The following is a 13,905-nucleotide window of genomic DNA, read 5'->3' as shown; positions in this document are numbered from 1 at the left end:
GTTTGTCACATCTCGCAGGATATCCCCGTGTTAGTTACCAGCAACGTCACCATGCAGTTCGGCAGTAAGCCGCTGTTCGAAAACATCTCCGTCAAGTTTGGCGGCGGCAACCGCTACGGCCTGATTGGCGCCAACGGCAGCGGCAAGTCCACCTTTATGAAAATCCTCGGCGGCGACCTTGAGCCGACGCTGGGCAACGTCTCTCTCGATCCCAACGAGCGCATCGGTAAGCTGCGCCAGGATCAGTTCGCCTTTGAAGCCTTCTCGGTGCTTGATACCGTGATCATGGGCCACGGCGAGCTGTGGGAAGTGAAGCAGGAGCGCGACCGCATCTACGCCCTGCCGGAGATGAGCGAAGAGGACGGCTATAAGGTCGCGGATCTCGAAGTCAAATATGGCGAAATGGACGGCTACTCCGCCGAGGCCCGCGCCGGCGAACTGCTGCTGGGCGTTGGCATCCCGCTGGAGCAGCACTACGGCCCGATGAGCGAAGTGGCCCCAGGCTGGAAGCTGCGCGTGCTGCTGGCCCAGGCGCTGTTCTCCAACCCGGACATCCTGCTGCTCGATGAACCGACCAACAACCTCGATATTGACACCATCCGCTGGCTTGAGCAGACCCTCAACGACCGCGACAGCACCATGATCATCATTTCGCACGACCGCCACTTCCTCAACATGGTCTGCACCCACATGGCGGATCTCGACTACGGCGAGCTGCGCGTCTACCCGGGCAACTACGACGAGTACATGACCGCCGCGACCCAGGCCCGCGAGCGCCTGCTGGCGGACAACGCCAAGAAGAAGGCGCAGATTGCCGATCTGCAGTCTTTCGTTAGCCGCTTCAGCGCCAACGCCTCCAAGTCGCGCCAGGCGACCTCCCGCGCCCGCCAGATCGATAAGATCAAGCTGGAAGAGGTCAAGGCCTCCAGCCGCCAGAACCCGTTCATCCGCTTTGAGCAGGACAAGAAGCTGTTCCGCAACGCGCTGGAAGTCGAGAATCTGTCCAAAGGCTTCGACAACGGCCCGCTGTTTAAGGGCGTCAAGCTGCTGATGGAAGTGGGCGAAAAGCTGGCGGTACTCGGCACCAACGGCGTGGGTAAATCCACGCTGCTGAAAACGCTGGTCGGCGCCCTTGAGCCGGACAGCGGCAGCGTTAAGTGGTCGGAAAACGCCAAAATTGGCTACTATGCCCAGGATCACGAGTACGAGTTTGAAAACGACCTCACCGTTTTCGACTGGATGAGCCAGTGGAAGCAGGAAGGCGACGACGAGCAGGTCGTGCGCGGCTTCCTCGGCCGCCTGCTGTTTAGCCAGGACGACATCAAAAAGCCGGTGAAGGTGCTCTCCGGGGGCGAGAAGGGCCGTATGCTGTTCGGTAAGCTGATGATGGAAAAACCGAACATCCTGATCATGGACGAACCGACAAACCACCTGGACATGGAATCTATCGAATCGCTGAACATGGCGCTGGAGATGTACCAGGGGACGCTTATCTTCGTCTCCCACGACCGCGAGTTCGTCTCCTCGCTGGCGACGCGGGTGATTGAGATCACGCCGGAGCGGGTTATCGACTTCAGCGGCAACTACGAAGACTATCTGCGCAGCAAGGGCGTCGAATAATCTTCCGCTTATTGCCGAACGGTTACCCGTTCGGCAATATAAAACCTCTCACAAATTATTCGCTTTATTGTTAGCAAACGCGGTGCTTATTGTATAACTGTTAATATATTGTTGTTAATGCGGCTATTGTGCAACATCGCGATGCTGTTCTTTGATATTAATCATCTATTATTTATAAAGCCATTAAACAGAATGGCTGCATCAATTTCTCTCCTTTGCGGCACGCAGTATAATCGCCCCCATTCCGCTCACTTATTTATTATGCACAATTTTCGGGCATGGGGTTTTATATGGATAAAGGTTATGTCTGGCTGGTGGGGGCGGGTCCTGGTGATGCTGCGCTAATTACAGTAAAAGGGTTAGACTGCATACGTCAGGCGCAGGTGCTGATCCACGACAGGTTGGTGAGCACAGAACTTCTGGCCGAGGCTCCTGCCGATTGCCTGATTATCAATGTCGGGAAAAACCCCGATCATCACCCCGTGCCCCAGTCGCAGATCAACACCCTGCTGGTTAAATATGCCAGGGAGGGAAAGCGGGTCGTTCGTCTGAAGGGGGGCGATCCCTACGTGTTTGGCCGCGGCGGTGAAGAAGCTGAGGAGCTGGCAAAAGCAGGGCTATCCTTTGACGTGGTTCCCGGCATCAGCTCGGCAATCGGCGGACTGGCGTACGCCGGGATACCGGTAACGCACCGCGACTACGCGTCCGCTTTTCATATTGTTACCGGCCACCAGTGCGACGGAAACGAACCCCAGGATTGGCGCGCGCTGGCAAATGTGCCGGGTACTCTGGTGGTGCTGATGGGAATGACCCGGCTACACGAGATCTGCCGGCAACTTATTGAAGGCGGCAAGGCCGCCTCAACGGCTGCCGCAGTCGTGATGTATGCCAGCCAGCCGCGTCAGCGGGTAGTCACCGGCACGCTTGCCACTCTTCATGCTGAGGCTGAGCGCGCGGGGCTGCACGCTCCTGCGCTGATTGTGATTGGCGAAGTGGTAAACCTGCGGGCTTTGCTGGCCAGGAGCTCATATGAGTGAGCACGGGGGGAATATTGTCGAAACGGGATTGAGGCTGGGGGTTGATCCGGCGCTGTTGCTGGATTTCAGCGCCAATATTAACCCGCTCGGATTGCCGGAGCGGATAGCCGCGCTGATTGCTGACAATCTGTCGGTCATTGAGCGCTACCCTGACGTCGAGTACCGGCATCTTCACCAGGCGCTTGCCAGCGCGAACCGCTGCGGCTATGACCAGGTTATTGCCGGAAACGGAGAGACAGAGCTGATTTATGGTCTGGTACGCGCCCTGAAGCCCCGGCGGGCGATGCTGCTGGTGCCGGGGTTTGCCGAGTACCGCCGCGCCCTGCGCCAGCAGGGTTGTGAAATTATCGAGCACCGTCTTGATGAGGATAGCGACTTTCAGGTTACTCCCCGGCTGCTGGACGCCGTACGCGAGCAAAAGCCGGACTGCCTGTTTATCGCCACGCCCAATAATCCAACCGGCCAGATGCCCGACGCGGCCCTGCTTAACGCGCTGACTGACCTCTGCGAGTCCATGCAGATAGCGCTGATTGTGGATGAGGCTTTTATAGATTTTCTCCCCCAGGGCTCAGCCCTTGCAGCGCGGCTGCCGGATGCCCGCTTCCTCTATTTACTTCGCTCGCTGACCAAATTTTTTGCCCTGCCCGGACTGCGCCTTGGCTATCTGTTGAGCAGTAACGTCACCACAATCCGTACCCTGAAGGCAACGCGTGAGCCGTGGTCGGTCAACGCCCTGGCGGCTCTGGCGGGTGAGCATCTGCTGACGGATGAGGCGTATATCGCCCGCAGCCACGCTTTTTTTGCCCGGGAGCGTGCGGGCCTGTTTCAGGCCATGTCGCAGTTTGCGCAGCTGAAAGTCTGGAGGCCCGCGGCAAATTTTATCTTTTTCCGCTGCCTGCGTCCCGGGCTTCACCTTCAGGATGCCCTCGTAACGCGCCACATACTTATCCGTCACTGCGAAAATTATCCCGGACTGGATAATACCTACTACCGGGTTGCGGTCCGCTCCGGGCGAGAGAACGAGCGCCTGATTGCGGCCCTGGCAGAGGTGCTCGGCGGTGAGTGATCCGCGCCTATTGCAGCGTCACGCCGCCGCTCACCATCCTGACTAAGTGCTGATCTGGCCAGTGCCGCAGCAGATTTTTTCTGGCCAGCAGCCACTGAATGTACCCGACATCGTGCTTGTTCCTGTCGAGCAGCAGGCCCGCCACGCTACCGCTGTGCGCGACGTTCACCCCGTATAGGCCGCATGCCTCAGACAAGGCCAGCAGCGCTGCAAAGTCAGGTTTGGGCAGCAGTGCCTGGCTGGCAATAGCGCTGAGGGTAGCGGCCTCACCAATGGTTGCCGGGTTGTTCGTCAGACACCCGCTCTGCACTTTTTCCCACGCCCGCGCCAGAGTCGGAGCACCCAGCAGCAGAGCGGGTAAGCGGACACGTCGATGATATTCGCGGGTGAGGAGCGTTTCCCGGCTTTCCAGCACCAGCACGTCGAGTTCGGGTGAGGGGGGACACGAAATGCTCACGGAGGCATCATTGTGGGCGAAAAGAGTGGGGTTGTGAAAAATGGTGCTGTCGGTGGGCTCTATGGATACACACAGCCGGGCCAGCTCATCTTCATCAAGCGCATATCCAAGGTAATGTGCAGTGGCAACCGCAGTCGCGGCAATGTCTGCGGTGCTGCTGGCCATGCCTTTGGCTACCGGAATGGTTGAGTGAATCTCTATTCGAATATCGCGGCTTATGTCAGGCGGGCAGTTAAAATGTTGCAATACCCTGATAACCATTGCGCGCGCCAGCTGGCGCTCCTGTGCGAGCGGCTTACCCTGACAGACCTCTACGGTGCTGTACCACGCTATCGGACAGGAAACCAGCTTTTCGCTGCCAAGGATCCAGCCCTGAATCAACTCGCCGCATGATGCGGGGCACTGGGCAACGGCCACATCTTTTTCTCCGGAATAAAATTTCGCCGCATAGTGTCACGCCGATCTTGCTCGCACCCTGATATTTGTCAATTATTTCAGCTGAAAGCGCCTGGTATTTAAGTATTATCTCTTTAAACTCGGAATATATTGGGGCACCGCTTGCCGATTTTTGATATTGAGGATGTGCGAATCGCAAAATAATAAAAAGCAGTTATTGCCAACAATAAATTGCGATAGCGCAAAAAAGTAATCATTTTTGAGGGATAAACTGACGACGTTTAAGTTTGTTGACGGATTTAATTATCATTTCGTACAGGTTGATTATTTTTATCTGGATTTTTACGCGTTTGTTAATTATCCGTCACAACATTAAGAGCACGGCGACGCCGGTGCTCAGAGCCAACAGGTCAACACATTTGTGCCAGGGAAGGGGGTGACACTCCCCCGCAGCCCCCGCTGCTGTGATGCTGACGAACCCGTAAATGCCACTGATCTCCGGATCGGGAAGGACGGGGGAGGATGACGCTAAGCCAGAAGACCTGCCTGTCGGTAATCATCAACACCTTCGGTGGGAAGTGGGTTGCACAGAGATGAATAGTCTGCGGGCTATTGTTTACTCGACTTTATTTTGTTTCGCATGCTTCATAGCACGAGCGGCCTTATGGTTAGCTGATGCGAAATTGATAGGGTAAGTACATCTCAACAATTCCCTACCACCCTGATCAGGATCGGGGTCATAGTGGCTAAGCAATGCGCGTTTGTGCTGGCGGGAACCGGCAGCGGCTGTGGAAAAACGACGGTTACGCTGGGTTTGCTACAGGTTCTGAAACAGCGCGGTCTTCGGGTTCAGCCCTATAAGGTGGGCCCCGACTATCTTGATACCGGCTGGCATACGCGCTTCTCCGACGTTCCCTCACGCAATCTCGACGCCTTTATGCTGCCCGCCCCGGTGCTGAATGCATTGTTTTGCGCACAGATGCAGCGGGCGGACGTCGCTGTCATTGAGGGCGTTATGGGCCTCTATGACGGTTACGGTACCGATCCGAATTACTGCAGTACCGCCGCTATGGCAAAGCAGCTCGGCTGTCCCGTCATCCTGCTGGTGGACGGCAAAGCGGTTTCCACCTCTATCGCCGCCACGGTAATGGGATTTCAGCATTTCGATCCCACGCTGAATATTGCGGGCATTATTGTTAATCGCGTTAACAGCGAATCCCACTTCCAGCTTCTGAAAACAGCAATCGAGCGCTACTGCGCGCTACCCGTTTTTGGCTATGTTCCGCGCGTGGAGGGCGTTGCGTTGCCGGAACGGCATCTTGGCCTGGTGACCTCGCGTGAGTCCGGGATTGATGATGCCGCCTGGCAGCATTTAACGCGCCTTCTGGCGCAGACGCTGGACATCGACGCTCTGCTGGCCGCGGCTGAAATAACGGCCCTACCGCAGGGTGAATGGCCTGAACTTCCGGCGCGGGATGCCGGTGCCGGGCTGACGCTGGCGATGGCGGACGACGCCGCGTTCAATTTTTACTACCCGGACAATGTCGCGCTGCTTGAGCGCACCGGCGTGAAGATCGTCCGCTTTAGCCCTCTGCACGATCCCTGCCTCCCCGACTGCAAAATGGTCTGGCTGGGCGGCGGCTACCCGGAACTTCATGCCGCCACCCTGGCCGGGAATAAAAGCATGCTGGCAAGCCTGCGTGCGGCGCATCAGCGCGGGGTGGCTATTTATGCCGAGTGCGGTGGGCTAATGTATCTGGGCACCACCCTGGAAGATCTCAGCGGCGCCGTCCACACCATGGCCGGCCTGATCCCCGGCCACAGCCGGATGGGCAAGCGCCTGACCCGCTTCGGCTACTGTGAAGCCGTGGCGCTGCAGTCGACGCTGCTGGCCGACGCCGGCGAAACCCTGCGCGGGCATGAATTTCACTACTCCGATTTTTTTCCTGACGAACCTGCCGTGCTCGCCTGCCATAAAACCCGCGATGGCGCTATCGACAGGACGTGGCGCGGCGGCTGGCAGGTAGGGAATACCTTTGCCAGCTACCTGCACGTGCACTTCGCCCAGCGCCCGATGATGCTCAACCGCTGGCTGCGCGCCGGCAGGGAGGCCCTGTGACGCTGCTTGCATGGAGCCTGGCGTGGTTGCTTGATGTGATTATCGGCGATCCTCCCCGCTGGCCCCATCCCGTCCGCTGGATAGGAAACCTGATTAACCTCATTCAGCGGGGCGTGCGGCGAGTCTGCCATAGCGATCGCGCGCTGCGCATTGGCGGTGGCCTGATGTGGCTCTGCGTAGTAGGCACGACCTGGAGCGTTTCCTGGGGTGTTTTGCTGCTGGCGCGGGCAGCGCATCCCTGGCTGGGCTGGGGGCTGGAGGTGTGGATGATTTTTACCGCGCTTGCCGGACGCTGCCTCGCCACCGCGGCGCGGGAAGTCGAGCGCCCGCTGCGCGCGGGCGATCTCGCCGAAAGCCGCCTCAAACTTTCGTGGATTGTCGGGCGGGACACCTCGCAGCTGCAGCCCGAGCAGATCAATCGCGCGGTGGTGGAGACCGTGGCGGAAAATACCGTTGACGGCATTATCGCCCCGCTGTTTTTTTTACTGCTGGGCGGCGCCCCGCTGGCGATGGCCTATAAGGCTATCAATACCCTTGACTCTATGGTCGGCTACAAGCATCAGAAATACCGGGCCATCGGTATGGTCAGCGCCCGCATGGATGATCTGGCGAACTACATCCCGGCCCGCCTGAGCTTGCTGTTGCTCAGTGTCGCGGCCGCCGTCTGCGGCAATGATGCCCGCCGCGCCCTGAGGGTGGGTTGGCGCGACCGCTACAGCCACAGCAGCCCCAACTGCGCCTGGGCAGAGGCGCCGGTCGCGGGTGCGCTGGGCATTCGCCTGGGCGGCCCCAATAACTATTTTGGTCAGCGTATCGAGAAGCCGTGGATCGGCGATCCGGTACGTGCCATTTCCGTAGACGATATTCCCCAAACTATTCGACTGATGTGGGTGGCATCAACCCTGGCCCTGGCGCTGTTTATGGCGGTGCGCTGGCTGGCGGTGGGTGCGGCCTGAGGATCACAGAACATGCACTACATTCAGCAGCCGGGCGCGATAGAGGCCAAAAGCTTTGACATCATCAGCGAGACGATCCGCGATATGCGCCCCGACTATCAGTTCGCCAGCCCGCTCCATGAGGCGATTATTAAGCGCGTGATTCACACCACCGCCGATTTCGACTGGCTGGATATTCTCTGGTTTTCCGATGATGCCCTGGCGCGCCTCTGCGCAGCCCTCAGCCGTCCCGGCGTTATTTACACCGATACCACCATGGCGCTTTCGGGCATCAACAAAACGCTGCTGGCGAGCTTCGGGGGCGAGTGCCGGTGCTATATCAGCGATCCGCGGGTGGTGGCGCAGGCAAAAGCGCAGGGGATAACCCGCTCCATGGCCGCCGTGGATATTGCGGTTGCGGAAAGCGGTGAAAAAGTCTTTGTCTTTGGCAACGCGCCAACGGCGCTGTTCCGCCTGCTTGAGCACGATGCCGCCGTCAGCGGCGCGATCGGCGTGCCGGTGGGCTTCGTCGGGGCGGCAGAGTCCAAGCAGGCCCTGACCCAAAGCGCGCTGCCCGCCATTGCCGCCCTCGGGCGCAAGGGCGGCAGCAACGTCGCGGCCGCCATCGTCAACGCTATCCTCTACCACCTCAGGGATGTGCGATGAGCGACCAGAACTTCATGGCGCCGGTGTGGCACAACGGTAAAGCGCTGCGCAAAGGCTATACCACCGGATCCTGCGCGACGGCGGCTGCAAAGGTCGCCGCGCTGATGGTCATGCGTCAGCATCTGATCCATCAGGTTTCCATCGTGACCCCCTCGGGCATCACGCTGAACCTGAACGTAGAGTCTCCGCACATCGAAGGCCAGCAGGCCATCGCCGCCATTCGCAAAGACGGCGGCGATGACGTCGATGCTACCCACGGCATGCTGATTTTTGCCAGAGTGACCCTTCATGAGGGCGGCGAGATTGTGCTGAAGGGAGGAGAGGGCGTCGGTACCGTTACGCGCAAAGGCGTCGGGCTGGCGGTAGGCAGCCCTGCAATCAACCACACGCCGCGCCAGACTATTGAATCCGAGGTGCGCGAGGTTATTGGCCCCGCGCGCGGGGCCGAAGTGGAAATCTTTGCCCCCGAGGGGGAAGCGCGGGCGCAAAAAACCTATAACGCCCGGCTCGGCATCCTCGGCGGTATTTCGATAATCGGCACCACCGGCATCGTCACCCCGATGTCGGAGGAGAGCTGGAAACGCTCGCTCTCGCTGGAACTTGAGATGAAGCGCGCCGCCGGGCTGGAAAAGGTGGTGCTGGTGCCGGGGAATCACGGGGAGCGCTTCGTGCGCGAGCAGATGGGACTCACTGCCGATGCGGTAGTCACCATGAGCAATTTCGTGGGCTACATGATTGAAGAGGCGGTGCGCCTCGGCTTTCGGCAGATTGTGCTGGTCGGGCATCCGGGCAAGCTTATTAAGGTGGCGGCGGGGATCTTCCACACCCACAGCCACGTTGCCGACGCGCGCATGGAGACGCTGGTGGCGCACCTGGCGCTGCTCGGGGCTCCGCTGACGCTGCTGGAGCTGGTGAGCGAGTGCGGCACAACCGAGGCGGCGATGGAACATATCAGCGCTTTCGGATTTGAACATATCTATACCCACCTCGCCGGGCGGATCTGCGAGCGCGTTCGCCAGATGCTGCGCTTCACCGCCGCACCGCCTACCTGCGACGCGGTGCTTTTCTCTTTTGATAACCAGATTTTGGGCAGTAATCGTCCGCTACGCGAAATTGTGGAGGAGATGCAATGCTGACCGTCGTGGGTATGGGGCCTTCGGGGCTATCGCTGATGACGCCCGCGGCGCTGGACGCCGCGGAGCAGGCGGAAGTGCTGGTCGGAGGGCGGCGCCATCTGGCGCAGTTTCCGGCCTTTCGCGGGGAGCAGTTTGTCCTGGGGGCCGATATTCCGGGGCTTCTGGCGTGGATCAGCCCGCGTCTTAATAAGCGCATCACTCTGCTCGCCTCGGGCGACCCGCTTTTTTACGGTATTGGGACGCGCATCCTGGCCCACTTCGGCCGCGAAAATGTGCGGATTATTCCGGGCATCAGCGCGGTGCAGTATCTCTGCGCGCGCGCGGGGATCGACATGAACGAGATGTGGCTTACCAGCAGCCACGGCCGCCGCGTCTGTTTCGATACCCTTGCCAGCCACACCAAGGTTGGCATGGTGACCGATGCCCGCTGCGGGCCGAAAGAGATTGCCGCCGGGCTGGTGGCGCGGGGTAAGGGAGATTGCTGGATGGTGATTGGTGAAAATCTGGCGATGGACAATGAGCGGATCCACTGGCTACCCGCCAGCGGGGTTTGCGCCGACTATGAGATGAATGCCGTGGTGATCCTTGATGAACGATGAACTTTTCCTGCGCGGCGCCAGCGTGCCGATGACCAAAGAGGCGGTGCGCGCCCTGGCCCTGTCAAAGCTTAACCTGCGCGACGCCCGCCACATGCTTGACATCGGGGCGGGTACCGGGAGCGTATCTATCGAGGCGGCGCTGCACTATCCCGGACTTCGGGTGACGGCCATCGAGCGCAATCCCGGCGCGCTGGCGCTGTTGGCTGAAAACCGAACCCGCTTTGGCTGCGAAAATATCGCGATTGTCGCTGGGGAGGCGCCGCTGCCGGTGGAGGGCGAAGCCGATGCCGTATTTATGGGCGGTAGCGGAGGCCACCTTACGGCGCTGATTGACTGGGCGGCGGACCGGCTCCGGCCCGGTGGGCGGCTGGTCATGACCTTTATATTGCAGGAGAACCTGGCCGCCGCGCTGGCCTGCCTGCCTCACGCCTCTCTGCAACTACTGGACTGCCAGCAGGTGCAGGTCTCTGCGCTGACTGCCCTGGGCAGCGGCCACTACTTTAAACCGCAGAATCCGGTGTTCGTTATCGCCTGCCAAAAGGAAGAAGTTCATGTCTGAAGCGTTTGATCCGCACTGCGTCTGGTTTGTCGGGGCGGGCCCCGGCGATCGGGAACTGATCACCCTGAAGGGCTACCGCCTGCTGCAGCAGGCGCAGGTCGTTATCTATGCCGGTTCGCTGATTAATACCGAACTGCTGGATTACTGCCCGCCGCAGGCCGAGTGCCACGACAGCGCGGCCCTGCATCTTGAGCAGATTATCGATCTGATGGAGGCCGGCGTCCGGGCGGGAAAGACCGTGGTGCGCCTGCAGACCGGCGACGTTTCCCTCTACGGCTCGGTGCGCGAACAGGGGGAGGTGCTGACCCGGCGCGGTATTCGCTGGCAGGTGGTGCCCGGCGTCAGCGCGTTTCTCGGCGCAGCGGCGGAGCTGGGCGTGGAGTACACCGTCCCGGAGGTCTCCCAGAGTCTTATCATCACCCGGCTGGAGGGGCGTACCCCGGTGCCCGAGCGGGAGCAGCTTGAGTCGTTTGCCCGCCACCGTACCTCGATGGCTATCTATCTGTCGGTGCAGCGCATCCACCGGGTGGCCGAACGCCTGATTGAGGGCGGATATCCCCCAGCCACGCCGGTGGCGGTGATCTACAAAGCCACCTGGCCTGAAAGCCAGACCGTGCGCGCTACCCTGGCCGATATTGCCGACCGGGTGCGCGAGGTGGGAATTCGTAAAACCGCCCTGATCCTGGTGGGCGACTTCCTCGGCGAGGAGTACCACTACTCAAAACTGTACGCGGCGGACTTCAGCCATGAATACCGCAAGGCCTGAAGCCATCGCCCTGTTTTGCCTGACGCCCGGCGGCGTGCGGCTGGCAAAGCGTCTTCAGGCATCGCAGGAGCTGACCTGCTTTACCACCGACAGCCTGCTGGAGCCGGGGTTTCAGCCCTTTAGCGGCGGCTTTGCCGCGGCGGTACGCGAGGCGTTTAGCCGCTATTCCGCGCTGGTATTTATTTCCGCCACCGGCATCGCGGTGCGCGTTCTGGCCCCGCTTATCAATGAAAAGCTAAGCGATCCGGCGGTGGTGGTTATTGACGAGCGCGGTCAGCACGTCATTAGCCTGCTCTCCGGGCACGTGGGTGGCGCGAACGCGCTGACCCGCAGACTGGCCGGAGCGCTGGGGGCCGATCCGGTGATCACCACCGCCACCGACGTTAACGAGCTGGCGGCGCTGGACGTGCTGGCCGTGCAGCTGAATGCCCGCATGGCCGACTTCCGCGCAGCGGTGAAAACGGTCAACCAGCTGCTGGTGAGCCAGCGGCGCGTGGGCCTCTGGTGCGATCCGGCGCTGGCGGACGAGCTCGGGCGCTGCGACTGCCGGGGATTTATCCCGGTAGATGACCTGACGTCGCTGCCCGCGCTGGACGGCCTGGTCTGCGTTACCTTGCGCAGCGCGCTGCCCGCCCTTGGGGTTGCCCACTGGAAGCTGGTGCCCCGGCGGGTTGTGGCGGGGATCGGCTGCCGTCGCGGTACGCCGCTCGCCCTGCTTGATGCGCTGCTGACGCGCCGGATGGCACAGCAGGGCATCGATCCTCTGGCGCTCAAAGCCATCGGCAGCATCTCCCTCAAGAAGGATGAGGCGGGGCTGATAGCGCTGGCCCTCGGTCGCCAGGTACCGTTTGAGATTTTTAGCGTGGATGCCCTGCGCGCCCACGAACACCGCTTTCCCGCCTCGCCGTTTGTCCGGCAGACCGTTGGGGTTGGCAGCGTCTCTGGCCCGGCGGCCTGGCTAATGAGCCAGGGCCAGCCGCTGGGCGAAACCCTGCGCGAGCAGGGCGTCACTATTACGTTAGGAGTTACACGCGGATGTTAACCGTAATCGGAATCGGGCCCGGCTCGCAGGCCATGATGACCATGGAAGCCGTTGAGGCGCTGCAGGCGGCAGAGGTGGTGGTGGGCTACAAAACCTATACCCATCTGGTAAAGGCTTTCACCGGCGATAAGCAGGTGATTAAAACCGGCATGTGCAAAGAGATTGAGCGCTGCCAGACCGCCATCGATCTGGCCCGCGAAGGGCAGAACGTGGCGCTGATCAGCAGCGGCGATGCGGGGATTTACGGCATGGCGGGGCTGGTGCTGGAGCTGGTGAGTAAGCAGAAGCTGGATGTTGAGGTACGCCTGATCCCCGGCATGACCGCCAGCATTGCGGCGGCGTCGCTGCTGGGCGCGCCGCTGATGCACGACTTCTGCCACATCAGCCTGAGCGATCTCCTCACCCCCTGGCCGGTCATTGAGAAGCGCATTGTTGCTGCCGGGGACGCGGACTTTGTTATCTGCTTTTACAACCCGCGCAGCCGGGGTCGGGAAGGGCATCTGGCCCGCGCCTTTGAGCTGCTTTCCGCCAGCAAGCGGGGAGAAACTCCGGTGGGAGTGGTGAAATCCGCCGGCCGGAAAAAGCAGGAAAAGTGGATCACTACGCTGGCAGAGATGGATTTCACCCCTGTTGACATGACCAGTCTGGTGATCGTCGGCAACAAAGCCACCTACGTTCAGGACGGCCTGATGATTACTCCCCGGGGCTACGTGCTGTGAACAGCGGCGAAGTGCTGATATTTGGCGGTACCAGCGATGCCCGCCAGCTCTGCCAGCAGATGGAGGCGGCGGGCGTCTCCTATACCCTGTCGGTAGCAACGCCTGCCGGGCTGGAGATGGCCGGAGCGCTTACCGGCAAGGTGCGCTGCGGGCGGATGGAGCAAGGCGAGATAGAAGCCTGGCTGCGGGCCTGCGGCACGCGCTGGGTCATTGACGCCTCGCATCCCTACGCCGAGGCGGTGAGCCGCAACGTTTTTCACGCCTGTCAACGAACCGGTGTGCTGCTCAGCCGCTATCAGCGTGCGGATCAGGCGGCCAGCCTGACGCATCCGCTGCTCTTTTCCGTACCGGATATTGAGCAGGCCTGCGGCGTGGCCCGGCGCTTCGGGCCGCGCGTGCTGCTGACGACCGGCAGCAAATCGCTGGCGCAATGGCGCGCCGGGCTGCCGGACAAAACGCTGCTGGCCCGCGTGTTGCCAGTGGCCGACGTGATAGCGCAGTGCCGCGCGCTGGGGTTCGGGGTGGACGAGATATTTGCCCTGTGTGGGCCGTTCAGCGCGGCATTTAACGCCGCACTCTATCGCCAGTGCGCTGCCGACGTGGTTATCACCAAATCCTCCGGCGCAGAGGGAGGATTCATGGAGAAGGTCGAGCCCTGTCTGGACGCAGGCATCCCCTGCATTGTGATTACGCGCCCGTCGCCGCTGGTGACGGGAGATGAGTTGCTGGAAAGTCAGGCGGCGTTCGCCCGGCGTCTGGCCAAATGGCAGCAGTTTAAGGAGTAAACA

14 protein-coding genes and 1 riboswitch are annotated in these 13,905 nt (G+C 60.8%); of the genes, 13 read left to right on the top strand and 1 reads right to left on the bottom strand.

Translation table 11 applies throughout. From position 1 onward, the window contains the following. Positions 1 to 27 precede the first annotated feature (27 nt). The 3 genes from ENGE1_RS15540 to cobD all read left to right on the top strand — a co-directional run bounded on the left by ENGE1_RS15540 (position 28) and on the right by cobD (position 3,723). Positions 28 to 1,620 (top strand): ABC-F family ATPase, encoded by a 1,593-nt coding sequence (locus ENGE1_RS15540; protein ID WP_043085000.1) that lies wholly within the window; start codon positions 28 to 30, stop codon positions 1,618 to 1,620. A gap of 290 nt (positions 1,621 to 1,910) precedes the next feature. Continuing rightward, positions 1,911 to 2,657, top strand: coding sequence for a uroporphyrinogen-III C-methyltransferase (cobA, locus tag ENGE1_RS15535; RefSeq protein ID WP_048253111.1), 747 nt, complete (start codon positions 1,911 to 1,913; stop codon positions 2,655 to 2,657). Continuing rightward, on the top strand, positions 2,650 to 3,723 hold the full coding sequence (cobD, locus tag ENGE1_RS15530; protein WP_048253112.1) for a threonine-phosphate decarboxylase CobD: 1,074 nt from the start codon (positions 2,650 to 2,652) through the stop codon (positions 3,721 to 3,723). The genes cobA and cobD overlap by 8 nt, the downstream gene beginning before the upstream one ends. 7 nt (positions 3,724 to 3,730) lie before the next feature. On the opposite strand, the gene ENGE1_RS15525 is transcribed toward cobD, so the two are convergent. After that, positions 3,731 to 4,597, bottom strand: coding sequence for a GHMP family kinase ATP-binding protein (locus tag ENGE1_RS15525; RefSeq protein ID WP_048253113.1), 867 nt, complete (start codon positions 4,595 to 4,597; stop codon positions 3,731 to 3,733). Between the two features lie 369 nt (positions 4,598 to 4,966). Further along, a riboswitch (cobalamin riboswitch) is annotated at positions 4,967 to 5,140 on the top strand. A 175-nt stretch (positions 5,141 to 5,315) separates the two neighbouring features. Here ENGE1_RS15525 and ENGE1_RS15520 point away from each other — a divergent pair. The 10 genes from ENGE1_RS15520 to ENGE1_RS15475 are packed head-to-tail and all read left to right on the top strand — an operon-like array spanning position 5,316 to position 13,902. Next, positions 5,316 to 6,695, top strand: a complete 1,380-nt coding sequence (locus ENGE1_RS15520; RefSeq protein ID WP_048253114.1) for a cobyrinate a,c-diamide synthase — start codon at positions 5,316 to 5,318, stop codon at positions 6,693 to 6,695. Then, positions 6,692 to 7,651 (top strand): adenosylcobinamide-phosphate synthase CbiB, encoded by a 960-nt coding sequence (gene cbiB, locus ENGE1_RS15515; RefSeq protein ID WP_048253115.1) that lies wholly within the window; start codon positions 6,692 to 6,694, stop codon positions 7,649 to 7,651. Before ENGE1_RS15520 ends, cbiB begins: the two co-directional genes overlap by 4 nt. Before the next feature lie 12 nt (positions 7,652 to 7,663). Then, the gene (locus ENGE1_RS15510; RefSeq protein ID WP_043084993.1) at positions 7,664 to 8,296 is read left to right on the top strand and encodes a cobalt-precorrin-8 methylmutase; all 633 of its coding nucleotides are present in this window, start codon (positions 7,664 to 7,666) and stop codon (positions 8,294 to 8,296) included. Then, positions 8,293 to 9,432, top strand: coding sequence for a cobalt-precorrin-5B (C(1))-methyltransferase CbiD (gene cbiD / locus ENGE1_RS15505; protein WP_048253116.1), 1,140 nt, complete (start codon positions 8,293 to 8,295; stop codon positions 9,430 to 9,432). The genes ENGE1_RS15510 and cbiD overlap by 4 nt, the downstream gene beginning before the upstream one ends. After that, positions 9,426 to 10,031 (top strand): cobalt-precorrin-7 (C(5))-methyltransferase, encoded by a 606-nt coding sequence (locus ENGE1_RS15500; RefSeq protein ID WP_048253117.1) that lies wholly within the window; start codon positions 9,426 to 9,428, stop codon positions 10,029 to 10,031. Before cbiD ends, ENGE1_RS15500 begins: the two co-directional genes overlap by 7 nt. After that, positions 10,021 to 10,590: a decarboxylating cobalt-precorrin-6B (C(15))-methyltransferase gene (locus tag ENGE1_RS15495; RefSeq protein ID WP_048253118.1), complete on the top strand. Its 570-nt coding sequence runs from the start codon at positions 10,021 to 10,023 to the stop codon at positions 10,588 to 10,590. Before ENGE1_RS15500 ends, ENGE1_RS15495 begins: the two co-directional genes overlap by 11 nt. Beyond that, positions 10,583 to 11,356 (top strand): cobalt-precorrin-4 methyltransferase, encoded by a 774-nt coding sequence (locus ENGE1_RS15490; protein ID WP_048253119.1) that lies wholly within the window; start codon positions 10,583 to 10,585, stop codon positions 11,354 to 11,356. Before ENGE1_RS15495 ends, ENGE1_RS15490 begins: the two co-directional genes overlap by 8 nt. Continuing rightward, positions 11,337 to 12,398, top strand: a complete 1,062-nt coding sequence (cbiG, locus tag ENGE1_RS15485) for a cobalt-precorrin 5A hydrolase (protein ID WP_048253120.1) — start codon at positions 11,337 to 11,339, stop codon at positions 12,396 to 12,398. The genes ENGE1_RS15490 and cbiG overlap by 20 nt, the downstream gene beginning before the upstream one ends. Continuing rightward, a complete protein-coding gene (locus ENGE1_RS15480; RefSeq protein WP_043084986.1) occupies positions 12,392 to 13,117 on the top strand; it encodes a precorrin-3B C(17)-methyltransferase in 726 nt (241 codons plus the stop codon). The genes cbiG and ENGE1_RS15480 overlap by 7 nt, the downstream gene beginning before the upstream one ends. Continuing rightward, on the top strand, positions 13,114 to 13,902 hold the full coding sequence (locus ENGE1_RS15475) for a cobalt-precorrin-6A reductase (protein ID WP_043084984.1): 789 nt from the start codon (positions 13,114 to 13,116) through the stop codon (positions 13,900 to 13,902). The genes ENGE1_RS15480 and ENGE1_RS15475 overlap by 4 nt, the downstream gene beginning before the upstream one ends. The last annotated feature ends 3 nt before the right edge of the window (positions 13,903 to 13,905 follow it).

It is taken from the genome of Pluralibacter gergoviae ATCC 33028 = NBRC 105706 (assembly GCF_001598855.1).
GTDB classification, from domain to species: domain Bacteria; phylum Pseudomonadota; class Gammaproteobacteria; order Enterobacterales; family Enterobacteriaceae; genus Pluralibacter; species Pluralibacter gergoviae.
Note: the sequence above shows the minus strand (reverse complement) of the source record. Positions and strands in the feature narration are given on the sequence as shown.

Excerpts from the sequence above, each read along its gene's own strand:
- ENGE1_RS15490 (WP_048253119.1), top strand. The coding sequence starts at position 10,583 with ATGTCTGAAGCGTTTGATCCGCACTGCGTCTGGTTTGTCGGGGCGGGC.
- cobD (WP_048253112.1), top strand. The coding sequence starts at position 2,650 with ATGAGTGAGCACGGGGGGAATATTGTCGAAACGGGATTGAGGCTGGGG.
- ENGE1_RS15510 (WP_043084993.1), top strand. The coding sequence starts at position 7,664 with ATGCACTACATTCAGCAGCCGGGCGCGATAGAGGCCAAAAGCTTTGAC.
- cbiG (WP_048253120.1), top strand. The coding sequence starts at position 11,337 with ATGAATACCGCAAGGCCTGAAGCCATCGCCCTGTTTTGCCTGACGCCC.
- cbiD (WP_048253116.1), top strand. The coding sequence starts at position 8,293 with ATGAGCGACCAGAACTTCATGGCGCCGGTGTGGCACAACGGTAAAGCG.
- ENGE1_RS15495 (WP_048253118.1), top strand. The coding sequence starts at position 10,021 with ATGAACGATGAACTTTTCCTGCGCGGCGCCAGCGTGCCGATGACCAAA.
- cobA (WP_048253111.1), top strand. The coding sequence starts at position 1,911 with ATGGATAAAGGTTATGTCTGGCTGGTGGGGGCGGGTCCTGGTGATGCT.
- ENGE1_RS15480 (WP_043084986.1), top strand. The coding sequence starts at position 12,392 with ATGTTAACCGTAATCGGAATCGGGCCCGGCTCGCAGGCCATGATGACC.
- ENGE1_RS15500 (WP_048253117.1), top strand. The coding sequence starts at position 9,426 with ATGCTGACCGTCGTGGGTATGGGGCCTTCGGGGCTATCGCTGATGACG.